Origin of the sequence: Mycobacterium triplex (assembly GCF_000689255.1) — a bacterium.
GTDB classification, from domain to species: Bacteria; Actinomycetota; Actinomycetes; order Mycobacteriales; family Mycobacteriaceae; genus Mycobacterium; species Mycobacterium triplex.
In genome coordinates, this window is record NZ_HG964446.1 from 3,652,610 (window position 1) to 3,676,523 (window position 23,914).

Annotated in this window: 21 protein-coding genes and 1 pseudogene; 9 read left to right on the forward strand and 13 right to left on the reverse strand. The window is 62.7% G+C overall.

Annotation, left to right across the window (positions count from 1 at the left end; all coding sequences use genetic code 11):
• Positions 1–174: 174 nt before the first annotated feature.
• Both BN973_RS16975 and BN973_RS16980 read left to right on the forward strand, forming a co-directional pair.
• Complete coding sequence (locus tag BN973_RS16975; RefSeq protein WP_036469576.1) at positions 175–834, forward strand: hypothetical protein; 660 nt, start codon at positions 175–177, stop codon at positions 832–834.
• An 89-nt stretch (positions 835–923) separates the two neighbouring features.
• Positions 924–1,721, forward strand: a complete 798-nt coding sequence (locus tag BN973_RS16980) for an aldo/keto reductase (RefSeq protein WP_232232102.1) — start codon at positions 924–926, stop codon at positions 1,719–1,721.
• 5 nt (positions 1,722–1,726) lie between these two features.
• On the opposite strand, the gene BN973_RS16985 is transcribed toward BN973_RS16980, so the two are convergent.
• From BN973_RS16985 to BN973_RS16995, 3 genes are read right to left on the reverse strand one after another with little or no spacing between them, the layout of a single operon-like run.
• The gene (locus BN973_RS16985; RefSeq protein ID WP_036469577.1) at positions 1,727–2,689 is read right to left on the reverse strand and encodes an SDR family NAD(P)-dependent oxidoreductase; all 963 of its coding nucleotides are present in this window, start codon (positions 2,687–2,689) and stop codon (positions 1,727–1,729) included.
• Positions 2,690–2,696: 7 nt separating this feature from the next.
• A complete protein-coding gene (locus BN973_RS16990; protein WP_084163632.1) occupies positions 2,697–3,908 on the reverse strand; it encodes a cytochrome P450 in 1,212 nt (403 codons plus the stop codon).
• A 50-nt stretch (positions 3,909–3,958) separates the two neighbouring features.
• Entirely contained in the window at positions 3,959–5,173 is a 1,215-nt protein-coding gene (locus BN973_RS16995; protein WP_036469578.1) for a cytochrome P450, read from the reverse strand.
• A gap of 93 nt (positions 5,174–5,266) precedes the next feature.
• Between BN973_RS16995 and BN973_RS17000 the strand changes: the two genes are divergently transcribed.
• Positions 5,267–5,893, forward strand: coding sequence for a TetR/AcrR family transcriptional regulator (locus tag BN973_RS17000; protein ID WP_036472589.1), 627 nt, complete (start codon positions 5,267–5,269; stop codon positions 5,891–5,893).
• Between the two features lie 5 nt (positions 5,894–5,898).
• Here the strand turns inward: BN973_RS17000 and BN973_RS17005 are convergent, their stop codons facing one another.
• Genes BN973_RS17005 through BN973_RS17015 form a run of 3 tightly spaced genes read right to left on the reverse strand, consistent with a single transcriptional unit; the run spans position 5,899 to position 8,620 of the window.
• Positions 5,899–6,699 (reverse strand): mycofactocin-coupled SDR family oxidoreductase, encoded by an 801-nt coding sequence (locus tag BN973_RS17005; RefSeq protein WP_036469579.1) that lies wholly within the window; start codon positions 6,697–6,699, stop codon positions 5,899–5,901.
• A complete protein-coding gene (locus BN973_RS17010) occupies positions 6,700–7,782 on the reverse strand; it encodes an NAD(P)H-dependent amine dehydrogenase family protein (protein WP_036469580.1) in 1,083 nt (360 codons plus the stop codon).
• A gap of 49 nt (positions 7,783–7,831) precedes the next feature.
• A complete protein-coding gene (locus BN973_RS17015; RefSeq protein WP_036469582.1) occupies positions 7,832–8,620 on the reverse strand; it encodes an SDR family NAD(P)-dependent oxidoreductase in 789 nt (262 codons plus the stop codon).
• A gap of 211 nt (positions 8,621–8,831) precedes the next feature.
• On the opposite strand from BN973_RS17015, the gene BN973_RS17020 reads away from it, so the two are divergent.
• The gene (locus tag BN973_RS17020; RefSeq protein WP_036469583.1) at positions 8,832–9,431 is read left to right on the forward strand and encodes a TetR/AcrR family transcriptional regulator; all 600 of its coding nucleotides are present in this window, start codon (positions 8,832–8,834) and stop codon (positions 9,429–9,431) included.
• Positions 9,432–9,459: 28 nt separating this feature from the next.
• Here BN973_RS17020 and BN973_RS17025 read toward each other — a convergent pair whose 3' ends face one another.
• Positions 9,460–10,590, reverse strand: coding sequence for an NAD(P)H-dependent amine dehydrogenase family protein (locus BN973_RS17025; protein ID WP_036469584.1), 1,131 nt, complete (start codon positions 10,588–10,590; stop codon positions 9,460–9,462).
• 448 nt (positions 10,591–11,038) lie between these two features.
• Between BN973_RS17025 and BN973_RS17030 the strand changes: the two genes are divergently transcribed.
• Together BN973_RS17030 and BN973_RS17035 are read left to right on the forward strand one after the other, a co-directional pair.
• Complete coding sequence (locus BN973_RS17030) at positions 11,039–11,953, forward strand: NAD-dependent epimerase/dehydratase family protein (protein ID WP_051641316.1); 915 nt, start codon at positions 11,039–11,041, stop codon at positions 11,951–11,953.
• Between the two features lie 88 nt (positions 11,954–12,041).
• Positions 12,042–13,115, forward strand: a complete 1,074-nt coding sequence (locus BN973_RS17035; protein WP_036469587.1) for an NAD(P)H-dependent amine dehydrogenase family protein — start codon at positions 12,042–12,044, stop codon at positions 13,113–13,115.
• A 30-nt stretch (positions 13,116–13,145) separates the two neighbouring features.
• Here the strand turns inward: BN973_RS17035 and BN973_RS17040 are convergent, their stop codons facing one another.
• Positions 13,146–13,739, reverse strand: a complete 594-nt coding sequence (locus BN973_RS17040) for a TetR/AcrR family transcriptional regulator (RefSeq protein ID WP_036469589.1) — start codon at positions 13,737–13,739, stop codon at positions 13,146–13,148.
• A gap of 138 nt (positions 13,740–13,877) precedes the next feature.
• Here BN973_RS17040 and BN973_RS17045 point away from each other — a divergent pair, with 138 nt between their 5' ends.
• Complete coding sequence (locus tag BN973_RS17045) at positions 13,878–14,933, forward strand: hypothetical protein (protein WP_139830099.1); 1,056 nt, start codon at positions 13,878–13,880, stop codon at positions 14,931–14,933.
• A gap of 32 nt (positions 14,934–14,965) precedes the next feature.
• On the opposite strand, the gene BN973_RS17050 is transcribed toward BN973_RS17045, so the two are convergent.
• The 3 genes from BN973_RS17050 to BN973_RS17060 are packed head-to-tail and all read right to left on the reverse strand — an operon-like array spanning position 14,966 to position 18,781.
• Positions 14,966–16,090, reverse strand: a complete 1,125-nt coding sequence (locus tag BN973_RS17050) for an aromatic ring-hydroxylating oxygenase subunit alpha (protein WP_036469593.1) — start codon at positions 16,088–16,090, stop codon at positions 14,966–14,968.
• A 2-nt stretch (positions 16,091–16,092) separates the two neighbouring features.
• Positions 16,093–17,013: an alpha/beta hydrolase gene (locus BN973_RS17055; protein ID WP_036469594.1), complete on the reverse strand. Its 921-nt coding sequence runs from the start codon at positions 17,011–17,013 to the stop codon at positions 16,093–16,095.
• Positions 17,006–18,781 (reverse strand): N-acyl-D-amino-acid deacylase family protein, encoded by a 1,776-nt coding sequence (locus tag BN973_RS17060; RefSeq protein ID WP_036469596.1) that lies wholly within the window; start codon positions 18,779–18,781, stop codon positions 17,006–17,008. Before BN973_RS17060 ends, BN973_RS17055 begins: the two co-directional genes overlap by 8 nt.
• A 68-nt stretch (positions 18,782–18,849) precedes the next feature.
• Here BN973_RS17060 and BN973_RS17065 point away from each other — a divergent pair, with 68 nt between their 5' ends.
• Entirely contained in the window at positions 18,850–19,749 is a 900-nt protein-coding gene (locus tag BN973_RS17065; protein WP_036469599.1) for an alpha/beta fold hydrolase, read from the forward strand.
• Between the two features lie 2 nt (positions 19,750–19,751).
• Here BN973_RS17065 and BN973_RS17070 read toward each other — a convergent pair.
• Positions 19,752–20,732, reverse strand: a pseudogene (locus tag BN973_RS17070) (alcohol dehydrogenase catalytic domain-containing protein).
• Between the two features lie 108 nt (positions 20,733–20,840).
• Positions 20,841–22,841 carry a flavin-containing monooxygenase gene (locus tag BN973_RS17075; RefSeq protein WP_051641317.1) on the reverse strand — a complete coding sequence of 667 codons (2,001 nt, stop codon included), beginning with the start codon at positions 22,839–22,841 and terminating at the stop codon, positions 20,841–20,843.
• Between the two features lie 142 nt (positions 22,842–22,983).
• Here BN973_RS17075 and BN973_RS17080 point away from each other — a divergent pair, with 142 nt between their 5' ends.
• Positions 22,984–23,907: a metal-dependent hydrolase gene (locus BN973_RS17080; RefSeq protein ID WP_036469601.1), complete on the forward strand. Its 924-nt coding sequence runs from the start codon at positions 22,984–22,986 to the stop codon at positions 23,905–23,907.
• Positions 23,908–23,914 lie beyond the last annotated feature (7 nt).

The following is a 23,914-nucleotide window of genomic DNA, read 5'->3' on the forward strand; positions in this document are numbered from 1 at the left end:
AACGCCAACCCGAGGGCGGCAGCGACGCTACGAGCCAGACACCAGGTGATCAGGATCCAACCACCGCTCTACGCGGCAACCTCACCCTGACACTGACCTGCGACGGTAACCGACACTACGTATGTAGGGCGCGCGGAGCGACTAAATCCGCGGTGTGACGGATAGCCTGGCGGGATGCGAATGGCCGTGTTGGTCACACTCTCGGTGCTGGTTGCCGGATGCTCGCACCACGACGGCGGCCAGTCCGCGAACACGACGGCGGTGTCGGGTTACTCCCCGACCACCACGGTCTCGCCGGGCGGTAAACCTCCGGCCGCCGGCGCGCCGATCTCCGATGTCGTCGCGTGGATCGAGGCTGGTCATCCGGCCGATCCGGCCCGCTACCACACGGTTAGCCGCGACGGCGTCACCACGCAGCTCGGTAACGACGTCGCGTTTGCCGTCCCGGCTGCCAAAGTCGCATGCATGACGGATTCCGCCCACACCGGCGGCACCCTGACCTGTCTGGTCGATCTGGCCGATCCCCCGCCTCGGCCCGACACGGCCTACGGCCAATGGAAAGGCGGATGGGTCACCTTCGACGGGACGAACCTGCAGGTCGGGGCGGCCCGCGCCGACCCGGGTCCGTTCGTCAACGGCAATGGGGCCGAGTTGGCGGCCGGCGACACGCTGTCCTACGACGACTACCGCTGTCGCGCCGACCAAGCCGGCCTGTTCTGCGTGAACTACGCCCGCCAGTCGGCCGCACGGTTCAGCGGCGCCGGCATCCAGCAGTTCGGCTGCCTGCGGTCGGTGCCGCCGCCCGACGGCATCGGAATCGCGTTCGGCTGCTGAGAGCTTTTTCGCGCGCGGGTGGTGTTCAGTACGTCGGACCAAGACGAGGAGCACAGCTATGCCCACAGCAATTCCGACCGTCGAGCTGGGTGACGGACTCAACGTCAGACGAGGTCACTCTCGCAACGAAATTCGGCATCGACGGTAATCCGCTGGCCGGGTCACGCGCGTCAAGGGGCGACGCGGCGTATGTCGCTCAGTGCATCGACGAGAGCCTGCAGCGGCTCGACACCGACGTCGTCGACCTCTATTACATGCACCGGCGCGACCTCAAGGTGCCGATCGAGGAGACGGTCGGCGCGATGGCGGAACTGGTCGCGGCCGGCAAGGTGCGTCACCTCGGATTGTGCGAGGTGACGGCCGACGAGCTGCGCGCGGCGGTCGCCGTACACCCGATCGCCGCCGTGCAAAGCGAATGGTCGGTGTGGAGCCGCGACGTCGAGCGCAACGTCGTAGCGGCAGCCGCCGAACTGGGCGTCGGATTCGTGCCGTATTCGCCGCTGGGACGCGGATTCCTCACCGGAACGGTCCGCACCGCAGCGGATCTGGCCTCGCCCGCGGACTTCCGGCGCAAGATGCCACGGTTCTCCGAAAGCGCCCTGGACGCCAATCTCGCGGTCGTCGACATCGTGACATCGATCGCGGCCGAACAACGGGCAAACGGCGCGCAGGTCGCGCTGGCCTGGCTGCGTCATCGGAGCGAACAGTTGGGCGTCACCAGTGTGCCGATCCCCGGCACCCGGCGGGCAACGAGAGTGGACGAAAACGCCGCCTCACTGAAACTCACCCTGACCCCAGAACAGTTGGCGGCGCTGGACGCTGCCGGTTCCTCGGTTTCGGGTGACCGCTTCGAAGACCTCAGCTGGGTGTCGGCCGGGCGCGAGTAGCGCCGCTACTGCTCGGCCATCAGCATGGCGAAGAGCTCGGCCATCTCGTCGGCCGGTCCGCCGGGCACCGTGTACCCGGCTTCGTCGCGGATCTGCGCCAGGTGATCCCGCACCTCCTCGATCGACAGCCCGGGACTGTAGAAGCCTTTGGTCCGCCCGATAAAGAATCGCGAAACATGCCCTGCGCCAGTGGTATAGACCTCCCCCGTGACCGGGCAATCCCGGTGCGTCAAGAACGCCACCACCGGCGCCACCAACGCGGGATCCAGCTTCTTGAGGTATTGGTTCGTCAGCTCATCCAGCACGGCCTGCGCCGCCGCGTCCGCGGGGGGTGCGGCACCATCGATCGAGTGGGTCAGCATCCGCGTGAAGGCGATCGGGGCGACGGCGTTGGCCTTGATGTTGTGGTCGGCGCCTTCGGCGGCTAGCACACGGGTGAAGCCCAGCAGCCCGGTCTTGGCCGAGCCGTAGTTGCTCATGCCGACGTTGCCCAGCAGCCCGGCCGCCGAGGTCGTGTTCAGTATTCGCCCATATCCCTGCTCGCGCATGACTTTCCAGGCCGGCCTGGTGACGTGGAACGCGCCCCGCAGATGCACGTCCAGCAGCGGCTCGAACCGCTCGGCGGTCATGTCCTCGAACGGTGCGTCACCGACGATTCCCGCGTTGTTGATCAGGATGTCCACGCGCCCCCAGGCATCCAGCGCGGTGTCGATAATCGCCTGTCCGCCTTCGGGACTGGTCACACTGTGACTGTCCGCGACGGCCTCACCGCCCTCGTCGCGAATCTCGAGTGCGGCGGCCTCCGCCGCTTCGGTGCTCGAGCCGTCCCCGGTCACCGAGCCGCCGATGTCGTTGACGACGACGCGCGCACCACGGGACGCCAGCAACAACGCGTACTGCTGGCCCAGGCCGCCACCCCCGCCGGTGATGACCGCAACCTGATCGTCGAACCTCAGCTCGTTCGTCATCGGATCCTCACCATCTGACTGGCAGCTCCTTCATGCCATAAATTTCAGCCTCTTTGAATCTCAATTCCTGTTTACCAACAGCTAGCTTCAGACTGGGCAGGCGTCTGGCCAACGTGGCGAATGCTACTTGCATTTCAACGCGGGCAAGATTTGCCCCGATGCACTGGTGGGCGCCATAGCCAAATCCCAAATGGCCGCGGGCGCTTCGGTCGACATCGAAAGCCTCGGGATTCTCCACGAATTCGGCATCCCAATTTCCGGCTGGCAGGTTCATCACGACTCTGTCACCGGCGTTGATCAACTGACCTCCGAGGACGAAGTCTTCCGTCGCCACCCGATCGACCTGGCTGTGCACGATGGACAGGTAGCGCATCAACTCCTCAACCATGTTCGCGACGAACGCAGCATCGTCGGTCTGCCCGAGTCGCGCGAACACCTCCGGATGTTCCAGCAGTGCAACCGTTCCCAGCGAAATCATGTTGGCGCTGGTCTCGTGGCCGGCAACCAGCATGGTTAGCCCGGACATGGTGGCAGTCTCGCGGTTGATCTGGCCGGTCGCGACTTGCTCGATGACCAAACGACTAAGCAGATCATCACCGGGTTCGCGCGCTTTACGATCCACCAATTCTTCGAGATAAGAGAACATCCCAGCGAAGGCCTGGGTCTTTTCCTCCAGGGACGCTCGCACATCCAACGCAGTGGTGGTGTGTTGCTGAAACGGCCCAAGCTCTTCCGGGGGCACTCCCAACAGCAGCGCAATGACGAGCGACGGGACCGGCAGGCCGAAGTCTCGCACCAGATCAGCCGGTGGTCCCGTCGCGATCATCTCATCGAGAAAGTGGTCGACCAGTTCCTGAATCCGAGGTCGCATCGCTTCGCAGCGTCGAAAGGTAAAGTCACCGGTCATCATTCGGCGCAGTCGATTGTGTTCAGGGTCGTCCGTCCGCGCGAACATGACCGGAGCGTTCGCCGCGTCCGATGTCTTCAGGTAATCGGGGAACGTTTGAGCGGACAATCGCGCATCAGTTAACGCGGCCCTGATGTCGTGGTAACGACTCACCGCCCAACCCGGTCCGCCCTGGTAGATCACCCGTCTCAGCCCGGCATCCTGTCGCCAGTCGGCGAACTCGGCCGGAGGGTGAAGCGGGCACTGCGCACGGCGTGGGGCCGGTATCACGGGGAGGTCGGTGTCGGAGCAGAAGTCGGAAATTGTTGACATCAGCGGTGTCTCCCGATCATTGACTGTGTATTCCACCACGAGCGCCCGGGTCACCAACTGACCGGAAGTTCCTTCATGCCATAGATGTTGGTGTCCTTGAACTTGAGCTCCTCAGGCGAGACCGCGAGCTTAAGCCCGGGCAGCCGACGGGCCAATGTCGCGAATGCGACCTGCATCTCGACGCGAGCCAGGTTTGCTCCGATACACTGATGGGCGCCGTAGCCAAATCCTAAGTGTCCTCTAGTATTTCGACTGACATCGAAGATTTCGGGATTCTCGGCGTAGTCGACGTCCCAGTTTCCGGCGAGCAGGCTCATCATCACGTATTCCCCGGCGCGGACCAATTGCCCTCCGATCATCACGTCCTCGGTCGCTATGCGATCGACCTGACTGTGCACGATGGACAGATAGCGCATCAACTCCTCGACCACATTGGCGATGAAGACGGGATCATCGGTTTGGCCAAGCTGGGTGAATATGTCTGGATGTTCAAGCAGCACAACCGTCCCCAGGGAGATCATATTGGCGGTGGTTTCATGGCCGGCCTGCATCATGATCACACTGTTCATGGCCGTGGTGGCGTGATCGAGCTGGCCGGTCGCCACATATTCCGTGATGAGACGGCTGATCAAGTCGTCACCGGGCTCGCGCGCTTTGCGCTCCACCAGTTCTTCGATATAGACGTACATCGCTCCGAAGGCTTGACCCCGCTCCTCGTCGGAACGCCGGTGGTCCATTCCCACGGCAGTGTGGTGCTGGAACAGACCGAGATCTTCGGGCGGCACGCCGAGTAGCAGCGCAATCACCAATGACGGTACTGGCAAGGCAAATTCACGCACCAGATCGGCCGGCGCGCCGCTGTCGATCATCTGGCCGAGATAGTCGTCGACCGTTTCCTGGATTTGCGGCCGCATCGATTCGCAACGCCTGAAGGTGAAGTTGCTGGTCATCATGCGCCGCAATCGATTGTGCTCGGGATCGTCGGTCCGCGCGAACATCACCGGGACTTTATTGTCGGCGTCCTTGGGCATCATGGCGTCCGGAATGGTCTTTGCACTCAGGCTCGGGTCAACCAGCGCCGCCCTGATGTCCTGGTAGCGACTCACCACCCAGATCGGATTGCCTTGAAACATCGCACGCCGCAGCCCCGGTTGATCCCGCCAGTCCGCGAACTCCGCCGGCGGCGCAAGCGGACACTGCGCGGCCCGCGGTACAGGCAGTACAGGTAGGTCGGCGTCAGAGCGGACTTCGGAAGTTGTTGACATATCCTGCGTTTCCCATTAATTGTCAGTTATCTGCCAGTTATGAAAGCCTAGAACCGCCCTTGTCGGCAGTCAACAGTCAGTTAGGCTGTGTCGATGACAGCGCTGGAAGACCGGCAGTTGCGGGCAGACGCGGCCCGTAACGTCGAGCGCATTCTTCGCGCCGCGCGCGCCGTCTACAGCGAATTGGGACCGGATGCAGCCATGGAAACGGTCGCGCACCGCGCCGGCGTCGGGGAACGGACGCTGTATCGCAGGTTCCCGACCAAAGGCGACCTGGTCCGCGCCGCCCTGGATCAGTGCATTGCCGAGGATCTCACCCCGGCGATTGACAATGCCCGTGGCAGCAAGGATGCGCTGCGGGGCCTCACACAGCTGATCGAAGCCGCAATATCGCTTGGGGCCCATAACCAGAACCTCTTGATCGCCGCGCAGCGGGCCGGGTCGCTGACCGCCGATATCTCGGACTCACTGAACGACGCGCTCAACGAACTGGTCCGCGGGGGCCAGGGTGCCGGTGCCGTCCGCGCCGATCTGGTGGCCGAGGACATCTTGCGGTTGATCGCGATGCTCTACAGCGTGCTCTCCACGATGGACCCGGACAGCGACGGCTGGCGACGCTATGTGGCCCTGATCCTGGATGCGATATCGACCGGCGAGCGGCAACCACTGCCCCCGGCGGCTCCCTACTACATGTCCGAGCCGGACAGCTGGCCCCTCTAAGCGGACTAGTTGATCGTCACCCCGGCGTCCACCTTGAACTGCAGCCCCGTCACATATCTGGACTCATCGGACAAAAGGAACAGCACCGCGTTGCTGACGTCGGCGGGCTCCACGATCGGCGTGGGCATCGCATTGATGAAGATGGGAACCAGATCCGGCCGTTCTTCGGAGAAGACACTTCCGATCGACGGCGGAATCATGCCGGTTGGGCAACCGGTGGGATGTACCGAATTGACCCGCACGTTCTGGGCCGCCAATTCGTTGGCCAGCGCCAACGTCAGACCAACGACACCGTGCTTGGCCGCCGTATAGGGAAGCTGCAGGGGAAAGCCTTTGAGGGCGCCCGCGGAGCTGATGTTCACCAGGCTGCCGCCACCCTGGTCAAGCAGGTGTGGAATTGCGGCCGCGCAGGTGTTCCACACGCCGATCAGGTTGATGTCCACGACCGTACGCCAGTCGTCGGAAGTTGTTCTGTTCCAGGGCCCGACCGTCAGTACGCCGGCATTGGCGACCGCGCCGTCGAGGCCCCCTAGCTCGCCGACTCCGTCGTCGACTGCCTTGCGCAGCTCGGCCTCGTCACGGACGTCAACGACTCGACTCACGCAACGGCGGCCGGACTCGGTGACCAGCCGCACCGTCTCGTCGAGATCGTCCTGGGTCGCCAACGGATATTCGATCTCCGGCAAGGACTGGCAAATGTCGACCAGGATCAGATCGGCGCCTTCTTCGGCAAGCCGCAGCGCGTGGCCGCGTCCCATGCCCCGGGCGGCGCCGGTGATCAGAATGCGCTTACCGGCAACGCGCACCTACTGCTCGCTCCACATGACACCGCGCATGGTTACCGACTGCGGAATGTCCTCGACCGCGATCAACCCTTTTGGCGCGCGGCACACCCAATCGATCGCATTGATTGCCCGGCCCGCCGTCGAGATGCAGCCCGCGTCGGTCGAATCGTAAACCGGGTGTGAAACATGGGTGTTGATCTCCACTCGTGGTTCGCCCTCGACGACCACCCGATGCACGCCGGTGTGACCGTCGGGCGGATACTCCCAGTCCGGCGCCGAGACGGACGTGAGCCTCGTGATGTGCTCGAGGGTGATTACCGGTTCGCCGTCGATCACGCCCTCGGTGGCAAATCGGACCGCGGCCATCTGCCCCGGCTCGACCGTCATCATCGTGCACTCGATGCGCTCCGTTGTGTACCAGGGTTCGACGCGCTGGCGCACTTCGTCGAGTTTGACGTCGAGATTGTCCGCCAGACTGCGGACCTGGCCACCCCACATCGACACGATGACCCCGGGCAGAAACATCATCGGCGAATCATCGTCTCTGGTCGATCCGAAACCCATTGCAGCGCCGGTGAACTCGGCATCATCGTAGTTCGCGTAGTCGAAGATCTCCTGCACTGTAATCGAATCCACCCGAGTGGTGAGGCTGACCGCTGAATGCACCAACGTATCGCCGGAGAAGCCCGGGTCGATGCCGTTGACATAGAGCGAGGCATTGCCGGCTTCGCAAGCGGCTTCCAAGGGCGCACGCAGCCAGTCTTCTGCGTGGCGGGGGGTGACCAACCAGACCATCGACGTGCCAACGACGTTGATGCCGGCCGCGAGGAACTTCGCCATCTGCTCGATGGCCTCCATCGGCCGCGTCTCGCCCTGAGACGTGTACACCACACAGTCCGCGCCGAGAGCGATCAACGCATCGATGTCATCGGTGGAGATGATGCCCGTCGGTCGGTCCAGCCCACAGAGCTCCGCCGCGTCCTTGCCGATCTTGTCTGGGCTAGCGGCGTGCACGCCGACCAGCTCGAGATCGGGCCGTCCGATGATCGCTCGCAGCGAATGCCGCCCCACGTTGCCGGTGGAGAATTGAATTACTTTGCGCATTTACGACTCGACTCTCTGCTGGTTCGGATTCGCCTCTAGCACAAAAGGATCAGTAGTCCGGTATCGGCAGCGGCGAATTGTTGGAGTCTATGCCGCCGTCAACATGGAAGATCGCATTGGTCGCGTAACAATCGCGCGTGGAGAGATACACGGCGAGCCGGCCCAAGTCCTCGACATCGCCGAGCCGATGCAGGGGCGTGGATTCCTGCATCTTCTCCAGCGACCCGGGCATCATGTCCAAGCTGCCCTTCAGCCCGTCGGTGGCGAACGAACCGAGCGCGATGGCGTTGACCCGAATTTTCGGTGCGAGCTCCTGGGCCATGGCGCGGGTGAGCGCCTCGAGCCCGCCCTTGGCTACGCAGTATGCAGTCAAAGCCCGAATGCCGAAGCGGGCCGAACCGGATGAGATGTTGATGATGGAGCCGTGCCCGGCATCTATCATGTGTGGCGCCGCGAGCTGGCTCATGATGAAGGCAGAGGTCACACACCAGTCGAATGTGTGCTTGAAGTCTTCGTCGGTGATGTCCAGAAACCGCGCATAGGTGGAGCCTCCGACATTGTTGACAAGGATGTCGATGCGGCCGTATCGCTCCATCGTCGTATTGACGACTCGCTCGCCATCGGGTCGGCTTATCGCGTCAGCAACCAGTGCCAGCCCCTTGCCGCCGGAGTCCTCGATACCTGCGATCGTGGCAACAATGTCCGCCTCGGTGCGTGCGGTGCCGACGACCGTGGCACCTGCCTCCGCCAGAACCCTGGCAATGCCGGCGCCGACACCCTTGCCGGCGCCCGTAACGATCGCGACCTGTCCGTCCAGCCTGAACTGTTCCAATGCCATCCCGGGCCCCTTCGATCGGTGTGACGTGCGCGCCGTTCAATCTACGAACTTTGCCTGACTAAAGTCAATGAATTCGGAGGATACAGGCTGCCATCGGTGGTAGCACGGCGATCACGCCCAAACCAGTACAGGTCTTTCTGACACATACAGGCCGTACTGGGTGAGCTACCCTCAAAATACCTAGGTGAGTCGGGTCAACTGAAGGAACGAAATGGCTGTGACGGAGAGGGTGTCTGCGCGAGAAGCCAAGCGCTTGCAGACGAGGGAGAGACTGATGGGCGCCGCGATCGCCGAGTTCGCCAGGGCCGGAATGGCCGAGGCCGACGTCGGCGCCATCGTGGCCGCAGCGGGGGTCGCCCACGGAACCTTCTTCTTTCACTTCCCCACCAAGGAGCATGTTCTCCTCGAGCTGGAACGACGCGAAGAGGACCGCATCGCCAAGCAATTCGCGCAGTTCCTCAAATCCAAGCACGATCTGGCTGCGGCGCTGAGCGAAGCCGTCCGCTTGGTGGTCGGATTGGAGCGCCGACTGGGCGATCTTCTCTTCAATGACTTTCTTGCACTGCACTTTTCCCAAACTCGCCCCCCAACCGAGGACGGCCAGGACCACCCGTTGATCGTGTTAGTCGCCCAGGAGATCGCTCTTGCTCAAGAAAACGGCGAGACGGATCCGCAAGTCAACGCAATGAACAGTGCGGTGTTCTTCTTGCTGGGTCTCTACGCGTTGTTGATCACTACAAATCACTGGCCGACCGGCCACGAGCTACTCGACGACTTTGTCGCGAGGACGCTGCGGAGCATGCAGCCGTGAGCCGACGCCAACGACGTTCGCCGGGGAACTAGGGACGGATGACACCGCGCAGCGGCATCAGGCCGAGCTCCTTATGGCTCATGAATCCCGGCGCGGCGTCCACGACGGCGGGGATCGCGTTCGCCGGACCCATCGCCGTCCACGTGTAGCCGGGCAGCGCGTAGCCGCCGTTCGGGTCCTGCGCCCCTTGCATAATCAGCTCGGTGGACGAATCGCCCTCGATCACAATGCGGTAGTGGTAGTGCTGCGGCCAATCCTCTTGCGGCTCAATGGCATCAAACGTATCCATCGTGTATATCTCATGGAAGACAATCAGGGGCCTGCCGTCCACCCACGCCGTCCACTTATGATGCTGACGAGCTACGGTGCCCTTCTTGATCACACCCTTGAAACCGGGCATATCGCTCGTCTCCCCTCCTTCGAAGGGAATGTCGCGGGTGGCAACACCGAGCTCCACTTCCGTCGTGTACTTCTCGACCTTCTTGCCCATGCCCTCGACGATCATCGCCAGCGACTGCGCGAACAATGGCCAAGCTTGCCCCAGCAGATTCGGGCCGTCTTCAAATCCCTCGGGATCGCTGCCCATCCCCATTTCAAACAGGTACTTCAGGGTGTCCCTGCCGAAATTCACCACCTCGTAGATGTGAATCATGTCGATCTGACTGACAATTCGGGCCAGCGTCAGCACGAGCAGATCGCCCGCGAAGCCCGGATTGACACCACCCGCATGAAACGAGGTCCCGCCTTCCAAACACGCCGCATGGATCTTGTCGATGTCCGCTTGGCTGTGCTCGGTTCGATACCACCAGGCCCCACCCGAGGCGACGACATTCTTTCCTGACCGCAGCAGACGACAGACCTCGTCGGGGTCGGACCACAGCGGCGCATAGAATACGCAGTCGGCATCAAGCGCCTCGATCACGGCCTTGTCGTTGGTCGCGAGCACACCGGTCGGCGTCTTGCCGCAGAGTTCGCCGGCATCCTTGCCCACCTTCTCCGGACGATTGCACAGCACGCCCACGACTTCGTAGGCAGGGTTATGTACGAAATGACGCAGCGCTATCGTTCCGACATTGCCTACGCCCCATTGGATAACGCGATACTTCTTTTCGGTCGGGGCCTTTGTCGTCGTGGCGTGTTCTTCTTTGAATGTCGTCACTGCTTCTCCTTTGCATGCACCGACGGGGTTGCGACGAACTGCGGTGGCTAGCTCGCCGACAACTCGCCAGGCCCAAGCGACTGAGCGCGTGCTGAGCCTAGGCTTTTCCACGACATCGTGTCAACGGCTATCGGCTGACTAATGTCAGTATTTGAACTCGTTCTACCAGCAGCTATCGTGCCGCTCGGGTTAGTTGCGGGTGTACGACCACTTGCCGATCAGCCCCGCACACGCTGCTGAATATTGGTGGATTGATCGGGACTGGACCGTTCAACTGGCCGGTTTGGACCACCGCCCCGCGTCGCCCCGCGACTCGACAATCCCGGTAACAACGTTGCAGCTTCCTATTGACGACTCGCTAGTTACACTGAGTACAGTCAGTGAGTTATTTGTCGGTTCAGTATGTGCGTCGCGCACATCCCGCTAGCGAGAAGAAGGGTTCCTGTCCATGCTTCAAGACCAGAAGGTCCTGGTGACCGGAGGTACCGGCCAGATCGCGGGCCCGATTGCCGAGGACTTCGCCAGGAACAATGAGGTGTGGATTGCGGCACGGTTCAGCGACCCCAACCGGAAGTCAGAGCTCGAGGCGCTCGGAATCAAGACCGCTGTGTGGGACATGGACACCGGCGACAACTCGATGCTGCCCGACGATTTCACCCATGTGGTCCATTCGGCGATCAACCTCAGTCCAGAGCATGACCGGGCCATCGCCAACAACGCTGAAGGGTCCGCGCTGCTGATGCAGCACTGCCGCAAGGCCAAAGCATTCCTGCATGTCTCGAGCACGTGTGTCTACAAGCCGCACGCAGATCATCCCAACCACGCTTATGCAGAGACCGACCCGCTCGGCGGTCTCGCCAGCTATGCGGAGGTATATCCGGTCGCGAAGCTCACGTCCGAGGGCAGTGTTCGCGCCGCCGCTCGCATGCTCGACCTCCCCACCACTATCGCCCGGATGAACGTCGGATATAGCTGGACGGGTCATGGCGGATTGCCCGTCATGCAGTACCAGACCTTCAAGAATGGCCAACCGTGGTTGATACCAACGGGTTACAACAATCTCGGCTCGCCCATCGGCGGCGTTGACATCGCCGACCAGGCACACAAGCTGCTCGAAATTGCAACTGTCCCCGCGACCATCGTCAACTGGGGTGGAGATGACCCCGTGACGGATCAGCAAATGGGTGAATACGTCGCCGAACTCACCGGTGTGACCGCGGCGTTCGTCGAGTCGGCAGTCAGTTTTGACAGCTTCGCCTCAGACAACACCCGACGGGAGCAGCTCATCGGCAAGTGCTCGCAGCATTGGAAGGAAGGCGTCCGGGACACGTTTACCAGGCTTGGCATCATCGGCGCCGACTAGTCGCGCCGAAGAAAGCATCCGGGTAAGACGCGAAGCAATCGCAATCCACAAGAGACCAGCCACCATTGGTGGCGATTGGAGGTAAGCAGTGAGCGGGGTGATTCAGTTCTCGACAGGCAATGTCGGCCGACACTCACTGAAAACGATCATTGAAAGGCCGGATCTCGAGTTGGTCGGCGTCCATGCTTCCAGCGCGGAAAAGGTCGGTCGCGACGCCGCCGAACTGTGCGGACTGAGCGAAGCAACGGGCATCGTCGCCACCGACGACATCGACGCGCTGGTGAAGCTGGGCGCTGACTGCGTTGTGTTCACGGCGCTGGGCGAAACCCGCCCGATAGAGGTCATCGAGCAGATGTCGAAATTCCTTTCCGCTGGTACCAATGTCGTTGGCAGCTCGTTGGTTTGGCTGGTGGCTCCCGCCCATGCCCAGGATTGGATACGCGATCCCCTAGAACAAGCATGCAAGGACGGCAACTCCTCGCTGTACATCAATGGCGTCGACCCCGGCTTTTCGGCAGACACTCTCACCCACACCGCTCTGAGCCTGGTCACCCGCGCACGCTCGGTGACGGTGCAAGAGATATTCGACTACGGAAACTATGACGATGCCGAGTTCACAGGTGAGGGAATGGGATTCAACAAGGGACCCGACGACGACCCCCCGCTCCTATTCCAACCTGGGATCGTCGAGTTCATGTGGGGCGGACAGGTCCGTCGGCTGGCCGAATTGATGGGACTCGAGCTCGACGAAATGAGGCAGCGAACCGAAAGCTGGTACACGCCGGAAACGATCAAATGCACGATGATGACCATCGATCCGGGACGGCGGGCCGCTGTTCGATTTGCCGTCGAAGGCGTCGTCGACGGTGAGCCGGTGATCACCATCGAACATGTCACCCGGCTCACAAATGCCGCGGGACCGGATTGGGTCTATCCCCCGGACGGTCTCACCGGGGTACACCGCGTGGTCGTCGAAGGGGAACCCCGGATAGAAATCAACACCCACGTCTCGCATCCGCTCCTGGACTCGACTGATGCCGCGTGCATGTCGACCGCGGCGCGCGTACTGAACGCAATTGACTGGGTCTGCGAAGCTCCCGCCGGCCTGATCGCCGTAGAGGACATCCCGCCGGCGGAGTTGTTGCTCCGCGTGGCGTGGTAGTGAACGCCCTTGGGGCAAGATCCTTCGTGCTCAGACACTCGAGTTGAACCAGGAGCGCAGGCAGCGGCGAAGTTCCCGGCTCGACCTCGCAGGGTTCGGCGGGTTGACGATCATGGACTGAATGATTCGTAGTGCATGCTCGATCAGGTCGTCGAGGTCGCGAGCGCTGTAGCCCACAACCGCCCAGTCGAACGGTGCGCGATGGAAAATTGCCCTGCCGACCTCCATCGCCTCGGGTGAGGTAAAGGTGCGGCTGAATTTCTCCGACTGTCCCGACGCCAGCAGCATGCTCAGGTGTGGACGCGCGGGGATCTGCTCAATCCCAAACACGACCGCCTCGACCACCCATGCCGACGGGTTCTTGAATCGCCGCAGGCGCACCGCGACGTCCTCGATATAGGTGACGACGGCGTACTGGCCAACGGCGATGAACAGGTGGTCGGCGCTCGGGTAATAGCGATAGATCGTAGGCCGCATGACGCCGAGGTCGGTTGCTACTTCGGCCAGACTGAATTTTTCGGCTCCAAGCCGATCTATACATCGCACCGCAGCCTCGATGATGCGCTGTCGTGCTTCCTCCTCATCGGCGGGCGGCGTTCCGCCCCAGCCGTGGCGTCGTGCCAATATATCGGCCTCCTCCGCTGTATCCCACCCAGGATCGTATCAATACAGATAACTCGAATACGTATCAATACGAGTACAGTCACAATGTATTGTTATGCCGTAATCACGAAGCCAGTCACCAAGAGTTGGGAGCCTCGCGTGACGTATACGACGAGAAGCATCGGCGAGAATCAGTTGGCATGGCATCTCGACATGGGGGGCAAGACCACAGAAGTCCTGCTGTGCGACGGCAAGCTGGACAACGGCTGGCTGTACAACTTCGCATTTTCCGCCCGCTGGGAAGGCATGGCGCTGCTCGGCGAAGAGAAGGCGGAATGGCCCGGCGTGACGCTTACCCTCGTAAGTCCCGAAGGTGACCACCGTCAGATCGTCGAACTGTTCCCGCCCGAAGAAATGAAGACCGAACACTTTGGCATCACCATCGGCAACAACACCTTCGTAGGCCGGGTAACCCCCGAGGGCTTGCCCGCCGGCTATGACGTGAAGATCGAATTCGAGGACTTCGGCCTCGAACTCAGTGCCGACGTCGTCAACACCGGCACCCTGTTCTCCGACGACGAGCACGGCCTCGGCTATTACGACGCCGCCAAGGATATCGGGTGGACCTGGTGGCCGCTCGCACCCCGGTCAACGGTGACGGCGACGACGAAGCTTGCGGGTCGAACCGAAACGTCCAGCGGAATAGGGTATCTCGAGAAAGACATCGCCAACCTCGATGCCCTCGAGATGTCGGATTGGACGTCGACCTGGTACTGGGGTCACGCGTGGACCGACGAATACACCCTCAACTGGAGCGTTCAGTACGGCCACGAGAATTTCAACTACCGCCCCTTCGCATCTCTGGTGGTCTGGAAAGGGAGCGACCCCGTCTTCGTCACCAGGACGCCGATGATGTCCCCGATCAAATTCGAGTGGGACGACGTCCTCAACGTCGCCTACCCCTCGCACTTCACCATCCTCGGCACACACGGCGACTTCGAGGTGTTTTTGCGGATCACCGACTCCACCCTCTTCGAACGTTTCCCGCTGATCTCCCGCCCTGAGCAGCAAGGAGAGAACATGGGTGCCATCCTCCGCAGCTTCGGAGATGTCGACATCGAGATCACCCGACTCGGGAAGGTCGAAAAGCTCAAGGGCAGGAGCACATTCGAAAACGGCCAGATGGTCCGGTGGATCCCAATCCCAAAGAGCTAGGGTGGCTAACTGCCGTCAACGTGCCCTCCGAACTAAGCCGACTCCACCGCCTGCTGCCACACCGTGGCCAGGTGGTGGAGCATCGGTTCGTTGCGACCGAACAACACCTCGGGGACGCCGGCCTCCAGCCCTCGCTGGCACGCTTCAGCCATCGGAAAGTCCTGATTGCACAACACGTTGCACACCGCGTCCATCGACATGCGGTACCACTCGCGCTCCTGATCGGTGATGACGGGCGTCGGTGAGCCGTAGGTGAGGTAGACGATGCTCTCTCCCGGGTTGCGACCGGGGTAAACCCGCAACATCTGGTAGGACGCTGGAGCCTCGACGAGGACACAACTGGGGAACAGGCCGTACACGACCGTCCCGAAAAAGTGTTCAGGCCAGTCGGTCTCGGGCTGGTCGCGGAAGCCGACGATCTCGCGGAACGGGAATGCCCAGCGATTGTGCCGGCCGTAGACATCGCACACGGAGTTGTTGGTCGCGATCGGATCGAGCGTGTCGGCGTGCACGTACGGAAAGTGGTAGCCCTCGAAGTTGACGTCGACGGCGAGCTTCCAGTTCGTCGCTATCTCGAATCGCCGTGTCTCAGCGTGGTGCCTGGTGGCAAAGTCATACTCCGACAACGGTTCCTCGACCTCGCCAAGCACACCGTCGACCTCGACGCCTGGCGCGAGGCCGACGACGATGAGCCCGCCACGTTCACTGACGGGCAACGGAGTCAGTCCTCTGCCCTCGATCTCGCCCGTAAACATCTTTCGGGCAGGCGCGCCCGTGAGGCGGCCATCCAGCGCGTAGGCCCAGCCATGATAGGGGCAGGTGAACATCCTGGTGGTGCCACAGTCAGTGGCGACCTGTGCGCCGCGATGGGCACATCCGTTGACGAAGGCGCGCAGCCTGTCGTCCCTGCCACGGACCAGGAGTACGGGCACGCCCATCACGTCCTTGGTCGTGTAGCTGCCGGGTGTTGCCACCTCGCCGGCCCATCCGACGACGTGCGGAACCCCGTGCAGCATGCGCAGATCGGCATCGAAGCGGTCGCGACCGACGAATGCCTCTCGCGGCTCGTTCCAGACCTCACCGACAGTGTCGAGACTGTCGTTCTCGAAGTGCTTGAGTACCCGTCGCGTGAGTTCCACCGCTTCGGCGCGTGGCATCGCTAGACTGCCTTCGACAAATGGTTGTCGACCAGTGCCGTCCGCAGTGCGCGGCACTGACTCGCGAAGAACCTCTGCCCCACCGACGTATTCGCCGCGAGGAAATCGAATGCGTGAAATGCGCCCGGGACGATCTCCTCCTGCACGGCGACCCCGGCCCGTCGCAGACGATCAGCGTAGGCGAGGCACTCGTCGTGGAAGAGGTCGAGCGTGCCGACGCCGATCCACGCGGGAGCAAGACCCGACAGGTCGATCCGTCGAGCCGGCACGGCCATAGTCGGTTCAGCGCCGGCCAGATACCACTGCCATGCGAGCTGATTGTCGCTCGCCGACCACATCACCCGCCGCTGACCGTCCCCGGTGGCACCCGTGCGGTCGTCGAGCATGGGGTACACCATCATCTGCAGTGCCAGTGCGACGTCACCGCGGTCGCGTGCGAGTTGCGCTACGCCCGCGGCGAATCCGCCGCCCGCGCTGGCGCCCCCGACGGCGACGCGCGCCGGGTCCACCCAGGGCTGGCGCGCAAGCCACGACAACGCCGCATAGCAGTCCTCGAGCGGGGCCGGGTACGGGTGCTCGGGGGCCAGCCGGTGCTCTACCGACACCACGGTGACGTCGGTGAAGTTGACGAGTTTTCGGCAGAAGCGATCCTCCTGGGCGGCGCTGCCCATCAACGTGCCGCCGCCGTGGATCCACAGCAGCGCGGGACCCGTCTCGATCAGCCTGCTGGGCCGGTGCACCCGAACGGTGACGTGAGAATCGATGCGTGCGACCTCCACACCACGCACGCGCCCGACACGGCCGGCCAGCGTCATCACCGCGCGCGGAAACCTCAACCCACGTTGCAGCGCATAGCCTTTGGGCAGGATCCGGGCCAGCGACCGAAGCTCAGGATCGACCCGCTGGTAGTCGAGATCAGCCACCGACGGCCACCGCGGTGGAGGAACGCGGTGCGGGCACCCGGTTGCCGGCGCGCAGGAAGCTGCCGGTGCGCTCCCGTCCGACCACCCCTGTGGGGACACCCTTGCGGAACACCGTCCGTCCACCGACAAGAACCGCGGCGACGGTATCGTCGTTGCGGTTGACCATGCGGGACAGCCCCCCGTACTGCTCGACCCGTTCCTCGGCGTAGGTATCGAGTGATGTATCCAAGTGCGCGGGGTCGATCACCGCGACATCGGCCCGGTCCCCCATCCGGAGATGACCGGCGTCCAGCGAGTACCAGTCGGCGAGTTCCCCGGTTAGACGGTGCACGGCGTGTTCGACCGTCATAAACGGCGCGCCCGCCTCGGCGCTCTGATGAACATGGCGCAGTAGACACAGCCCACTGTTGTAAAACGCCATGTTGCGTAGGTGTGCTCCCGCATCGGAGAAACCGACCTGAACACCGGGATCGACCGCCAACTTTTTGAGCACCTTGGGTCGATGGTTCGAAATGACCGTGCGCCAACGCAACTCACGCCCATACTCGAGAACGAGGTCGAGGAACGCGTCCACCGGATGCACGCGGCGTTCCAGACCCAGTTGACCGAAGGTCTTGCCGACGAGCGAGGAGTCGGGGCAGGAGACGATATCGGCGTCGAAGAAGTCGCGGTGCCAGGCCCCGATGCTGAACTTGTCGTCGTATTCCTTGCGGAACCGGCCACGGTAGGCCTCGTCGCGCATCAGCTGGTTGCGCTCGATTTCGTCGCGCAGGTGCAGGGCCGCTGAGCCGGCGCCCAGTTCCTCGAAAATCACCAGGTCGATCCCGTCGCCGTATACCTCGAACGGGACCGGCAGGTGCTGCCAACGGAAATTGCCGCCGAGTGCGTTGATCAGTCGCGCCGAGCCGGTCAGGATCTTGTAGCCAATGGGATTGGACTTGGCGTCCGCGGCGGCCAGGAAGCTGATCTTCAGCGGGCGGCGCAATCCGCCGATCGACCGCGCGAGTTGCGCGGCGACGCGGGGCGGATGCTGAATGTCCGGCCCGCTTTGCAGCACCCGCGCCCGCTTGCGTACCAAGCGGGTGAGACGCCGCATCTCGCGTCGTCGGACGTAGGTCGACGGCAGCGTCCGCGACCGGCACACGTCGCCATCGAGCCGGTCGAAGAGCAGTTGCTGCGAGGATAATCCGACGAACCCGGCGTCGAGGGCTTCGGTGAGCCACCGCTCCATTTGGGCCTGCTCGGCCTTCGTCGGTTGATCGTCTTTGGTGGTCGCGCGCTCCAATCCCATTATGGCGGTGCGCATGTCGGAGTGGCCGATGAATGCGGCGACGTTGGGCCCCAGCGGTCGCGCTTCGATCGCCTGCACGTACTCCTCGGCGTTGGACCAGTTCTTGTGCTCGTCGATCGCGGCGATGACGTAGTCGCGGGGAATCGCCTCTACCCTGCCGAACAGGTCGCCCGCGTCGACGCCGTTCACGTGCACGGTCGATATCGAGCAGGAACCGACCATCACGGTGGTGACACCGTGACGCAGCGACTCCGACAGTCCCGCGCCGTTGAGCACCTCTACGTCGTAGTGAGTGTGGATGTCGATCAGACCGGGGATTACCCACTGCCCCGAGGCATCGATTTCCTCGCGGCCCTGCATGGCTTCTTCGCCAATTGCAGCGACGTGACCATCGCGGATGCCGACGTTGCGAATTGCGGACGGGCCGCCCGTGCCGTCGAAGTGCCGGCCGTTCTTGATCACCACGTCGAAGTTCATCGGAGACAACTCCTGTCGTCGGGGCATCCTTACCACAATACACATATTCAGTATTGTATGGTCAAGGGATGATCGAGCCAGAGCTGCTGGAGTTCAAACTCCCGCATGTGCAGATGTCCGCCTTGGCATGGGGTCCCAGGGACGGCAGGCTCGCGCTGTGCGTGCACGGCTTTCCGGATAGCGCGCACAGCTGGCGATTCGTCGCACCTGCGCTGGCCGCCAAAGGCTTCCGTGTCGTTGCGCCGTTCACTCGGGGCTATGCTCCGACCGGACCTGCACCGGACGATGACTATCATTTGGGCGCTCTGATGACCGACCTCATCGACCTGCATAAGTGTGTCGACGGCGGATCGGACGCCGTGTTGATCGGCCACGACTGGGGGTGCTTTACGGCCAACGGGCTTGCCGCGTTCGCGGGTTCACCGTTTTGCGCATACGTGTCCATGGCAGCGCCGCCCCTGCGCGCGTTCGACAATTCGAGGCGCACCATCACGGAAAACCTGCGCATGAGCGCGATCCAACTGCGCAGAAGTTGGTATGTGCTCTTCTTTCAATTACCACTTATTCCAGAGCGGTTGCTGCACCGCGTCATTCCGCGCCTGTGGAAGGACTGGTCGCCTCCGGACACTGACGTCCGCGCGGACGTTGCGCGCACGTTGGCCGCGCTGCCGACGCTCGCTCATCGCAAGGCCGCCGTCGGGTACTACCGCGCGATGGTCCGCTTTACCCATCCCGCAGCATCGTATGCGGGTCTACACCGCTTCCGATTCAAGCTTCCGCGTACTCCCCTCCTGGTGTTACACGGCGAACTGGACGGCGCGGTACAAGTCAGCTACCTGGACGGCGTGATCGACGCGCTTCCGCCAGGCAGCCGAGTGCAAACCATTCCCGGTGCCGGACACTTCCTCCAGCTCGACCAGCCAGAAGCGGTGTGTAACGCCATCTTCGACTACTTAAAGTTGTCCTGACGTCACATCGTCAGGGCGACCTTCACGCAGTCGTCCGTTCTGGCGGCCACTGCGGCATAGGCGGCGGGCGCCTCATCGAGCGTCATGGTGTCGGTAAAGATTCCGCTGACGTCGAGACGGCCCGATCGAAGAAGTGGCACCAGTTCGGGCCATGTCCGTTGCACGGGCGCGGTTGTCATCCGCATCGTTATGCTGCGAACCAGACTCAAGGTGGCGGGAAATGGGAAGGGATTGAGGTCGTGCACGCCGACCACCGAGACGGTTCCACCGGCCCGGACGAGGTTCAGCGCGTCGGACATCGAGCCGTCGCTTCCCACGGCGTCGATGACGGATACCGCGCCTCGTCCACCGGTTGCATCCAGCACCGTCTGTAGCGCAGGCGGTGCCAGGGGTGTCGCTCCGAAACCACCGGCCCGAATGCGTCGCCCCTCAACGGGATCGACGGCGAAGACCTTGCCCGCGCCTAGAGTTAGCGCGCTCTGCACCGCGCAGAGCCCAACTGCGCCAAGACCGAGGACCACGACAGTGGCCCCGGGGGTGAAGTCGGCGCGTTGCGCTGCTGCCCATCCGGTCGCGAGGTTGTCCGTCAGCAGCAACGCTTGTTCGGTCGAGATGCCCTCCGGCAAACGCATCAGCTGAAAGTCCGCGGCAGGCACCGCGAGTAGCTCCGACTGCGCGCCACCGAGCACGCCGGCCCCGAAAATTCGCGGTCCCTAGACACACGTCACCGGGTCACGCGTCTGGCAGCCGGCACACGTTCCGCAGCCCGCCACCGACGAGACAAGTACGTCGTCGCCCACCGTGAGCGTCCGCACCTCGGGACCGACCTCCACGATCGTGCCGATCGCCTCGTGTCCGAGTGGCAGAGGCGTGAATAGTGGATAGTCGCCGTCGTAGAAGTGCAGATCGGATCCGCAGATCGCGGCCGTGCGCACCTGGATTACTGCGCCGTCAGGTCCGGGCAAACCCGGGTCGGGCAGCATCTCCACCCGCACCTCACCCGGTGTGTCGATGACGACGCTCTCATCTGGCGCAGATCCTTTCTCGCGGTTGTTTGGGAACGTCAAAAGCCAGGAGGGACATCGTTGATATCACTCCTTCGGGCGGCGCGAAGCCGCCTTGGGCCGCAGTTCGTAGTCATCCGGGTTCGGGCGGTTCGTCCATCGCCAATAGTCGAATATGCGAAATCCATAGAGAGTGGGTAGCTCACCCAACGCGTTCTTGTAATAGCTGCTCGACACGGCCGGGTGGCTGTAGACCATCGTCTTCAGGCGCTCCTGGCTGCGGCGGTTGTATTCGTCGCACACCTCGACCGTCGGTACGATGGACGCCCCATCACCTGCGAGCACCATGTCGATGCAGCCCATGATGTAGCGCATCTGGCACTCGGAGTTGTAGATGATGCTGGCGCCGTTGACGGCATTGGTACCGGGGCCGTACATGCAGAAGAAATTCGGGAACCCGGGCACGGTGACACCCAGGTAGGCGTAGGCGGCATCCCCCCAGGTCTCGTTCAATGTGACCCCGTCAAGTCCCTGTACGTTGATCGGCCCGAGTTGGTGGTTGACGTCGAAGCCAGTGGCCCAGATCAGCACGTCAGCTGGCCGATGCACTCCGTCGGCCGTCGTCACACCGTCCGCGGTGATCTCGGCGATGCCGTCGACGACGAGTTCGACGTCGTCGCGCTGAAGGGTGCGGAGCCAAGTTCCGTTGTCCTGCAACGTCCGTTTACCCATCGGCGGGTAGTTCGGAGTGACCTTCGCCAGCAGCTCCTCATCATCGCAAAAGGCCCGCATCCAAGCGATGAACATCTCCCGAATCGCATGGTTCGACGCGTTGCAGGACAGGCCGCCATTGTCCCACTCAGGATCGATCTTCACCTGATCGTCGAGCGCATCGGCGATCGGCCACCACGATACGAACCGCAACCAGCGTCCGTAATAAGGGAGATGACGGATGGCCCATCGGGCCCCGTCCGGGATGGACTCGTGATACATCGGGTTCGGCGCCATCCACTGCGGGGTTCGCTGGTAAACGTCGACGTGGGCCGCCGCGTCCGCGATCGCGGGTACGAGTTGAAAACCACTGGCACCCGCACCGAGCACCGCGACCTGCTTGCCCCTCAGGTCGACGCCGTCGCGCCAGTCGGCGGTGTGAAAGGACGGTCCACGGAACTCGTTGGCCCCCTTGATATCTGGGATCACCGCATTGCTGAACTGTCCTACCGCACAAATGAGGGCGCGGGCGGTCAGGGCCGCCTCGCCACCATCCGCCGAGCGCGTCAGAACCGTCCAGGTCGCGGACGCGTCGTCCCACGTTGCGCTGGTGACTTCCGTGTTGAATCGCGCGTGCGGTGCAATGCCGTGTCGATCGGCGACATCCTGGAGGTATTGCAGGATCTCGGGTTGCTCGGAGTAGTAGTGCGTCCAGTGGTCGGTCGGCTCGAACGAGTACGCGTAGTACTGGCTGGCGATGTCGACTCGGCATCCCGGATAACGGTTGGCAAGCCACGTTCCGCCCACCCCGGACCGCTTCTCAATGATCGTGAACGGCACTCCGGCCGCCTTTAGCTTGATGCCGGCTAGTAGCCCGGCCTCACCGCAGCCGATCACGATGACGGGAAACTCGCTGCGTTGCTTGGGTGTCGACGCCAACACCGGCCCGCACTGATCGGCATCACTGAACCGCAGATCTGCAGCGATATAGTCGACGAATTCCTCGGTCACCGTGCCCGCTGACATCGCGTTGAGCATCACCCGCATCTCGTCCGCATCGGGGACGAACGGCGGTGGGCAGCCACGGTCACGGTAGTCACGGATCACGTCGAAGGCGCGCTCGCGCACTGTCTCCTTGTCCGGCTCGCTCATCGCGCCCTGTAAGTCCATTGCGATGAGAGCGACCGGTTTCGGGAGCTCCGCGAGCAGACCCATGTCGCCGGTCATGTGCACCATCGACATCAGCAGGGCCGGCACGCTTGCGTCTTCGACGGCAGCGCGAATGATGTCATCGCCGTCGTCGAACGGCAAGCCGAGCAGTCGTGACAGGTCAGGCGAAACCGCGCCCTCGGCGACTTCCGTCGTGGAATGACTCATAGAAACACCATACATAGCCAAGCTGTCGTATGGTCTAGTCTTGACCATACGACATCTGTTAGACGTATTGTCATGTGGCACCGGGGCAGACTACCGTCGACATGTACGGCAAGTCTCGACATACCGAAGGGCAGGGCCGGAGATGGCAGACCTCCAGGTGCGGCGAGTTCGATTCGACTTCGCTGGCGAGGACATTCCGTTCAACTGGAACCCGCAACGGCCGGCTTTCGCCATGCAATGCAACCTCATTACGCTCTTCGCGCCGGGCTTCGAAAAGTTCATCGTCGACGCCACGCGCGAGGCGTTGCCCCTCATCCGCGACCCCAAGCAGGTAGAGGAAGCAAACCTGTTCCTGCGCCAGGAGGCTCAGCACTCCGCCGCGCATGCGAGCCACTTTCGTGCGTTGGTCCGACGCTGGCCCGGCCTTCAGGAAACGATGGACCAGGTATCCGACTCGTTCGATCAGCTCACGGCGACAAAACCATTGGCATGGCGACTCGGCTACACCGCCGTCATCGAGGCCACCTTCACTCCGTATTTCAAGGTATTCCTCGACCACGAAGACAAGCTGTTCGAACCCGGCGATGAACGCGTCGCCTCGCTGTTTCTCTGGCACTTCGTCGAAGAAATCGAACACCGCAGTTCGGCACTGATGGTTTACGACGCCGTCCACGACAGCTACCCATATCGCCTCAAGACCATCACGGGAGTCGTCAAGCACATCGACCAGCTGCTGGGGATCATCTCGAATGGCTTCCGCACGCATGTACCCGAAGCCGACGGCGGCGATTATGCGGCTCTGATTCCAACAGGTCTGTCGCTGCGGGAATTGGTGTCATGCCAGCGCGCCACCCGAAGGCTGACGACACCAGGGCAGGCCACCTACTCGGGGGTACCCAAGCGCGAGTTGCTCGACATGGTTATCGGGCTGGTCCGCTCGCAAGGTCCAAGTCACGACCCGAATTTCGAACATGTGCCGGCGTTCGCCAACCGCTGGTTCAACCGCTACAACGAAGAGCCAAAGAGCGCCGCACGCTGGTACTCCGTCGGCGCGGCGCGCGGATAGCTACACC

Coding starts and splice junctions, on each gene's coding strand:
- BN973_RS16975 (WP_036469576.1), top strand. CDS start 175: ATGCGAATGGCCGTGTTGGTCACACTCTCGGTGCTGGTTGCCGGATGC.
- BN973_RS16985 (WP_036469577.1), bottom strand. CDS start 2,689: ATGACGAACGAGCTGAGGTTCGACGATCAGGTTGCGGTCATCACCGGC.
- BN973_RS16990 (WP_084163632.1), bottom strand. CDS start 3,908: ATGTCAACAATTTCCGACTTCTGCTCCGACACCGACCTCCCCGTGATA.
- BN973_RS16995 (WP_036469578.1), bottom strand. CDS start 5,173: ATGTCAACAACTTCCGAAGTCCGCTCTGACGCCGACCTACCTGTACTG.
- BN973_RS17000 (WP_036472589.1), top strand. CDS start 5,267: ATGACAGCGCTGGAAGACCGGCAGTTGCGGGCAGACGCGGCCCGTAAC.
- BN973_RS17010 (WP_036469580.1), bottom strand. CDS start 7,782: ATGCGCAAAGTAATTCAATTCTCCACCGGCAACGTGGGGCGGCATTCG.
- BN973_RS17015 (WP_036469582.1), bottom strand. CDS start 8,620: ATGGCATTGGAACAGTTCAGGCTGGACGGACAGGTCGCGATCGTTACG.
- BN973_RS17020 (WP_036469583.1), top strand. CDS start 8,832: ATGGCTGTGACGGAGAGGGTGTCTGCGCGAGAAGCCAAGCGCTTGCAG.
- BN973_RS17030 (WP_051641316.1), top strand. CDS start 11,039: ATGCTTCAAGACCAGAAGGTCCTGGTGACCGGAGGTACCGGCCAGATC.
- BN973_RS17050 (WP_036469593.1), bottom strand. CDS start 16,090: ATGCCACGCGCCGAAGCGGTGGAACTCACGCGACGGGTACTCAAGCAC.
- BN973_RS17060 (WP_036469596.1), bottom strand. CDS start 18,781: ATGAACTTCGACGTGGTGATCAAGAACGGCCGGCACTTCGACGGCACG.
- BN973_RS17065 (WP_036469599.1), top strand. CDS start 18,850: ATGATCGAGCCAGAGCTGCTGGAGTTCAAACTCCCGCATGTGCAGATG.
- BN973_RS17075 (WP_051641317.1), bottom strand. CDS start 22,841: ATGAGTCATTCCACGACGGAAGTCGCCGAGGGCGCGGTTTCGCCTGAC.
- BN973_RS17080 (WP_036469601.1), top strand. CDS start 22,984: ATGGCAGACCTCCAGGTGCGGCGAGTTCGATTCGACTTCGCTGGCGAG.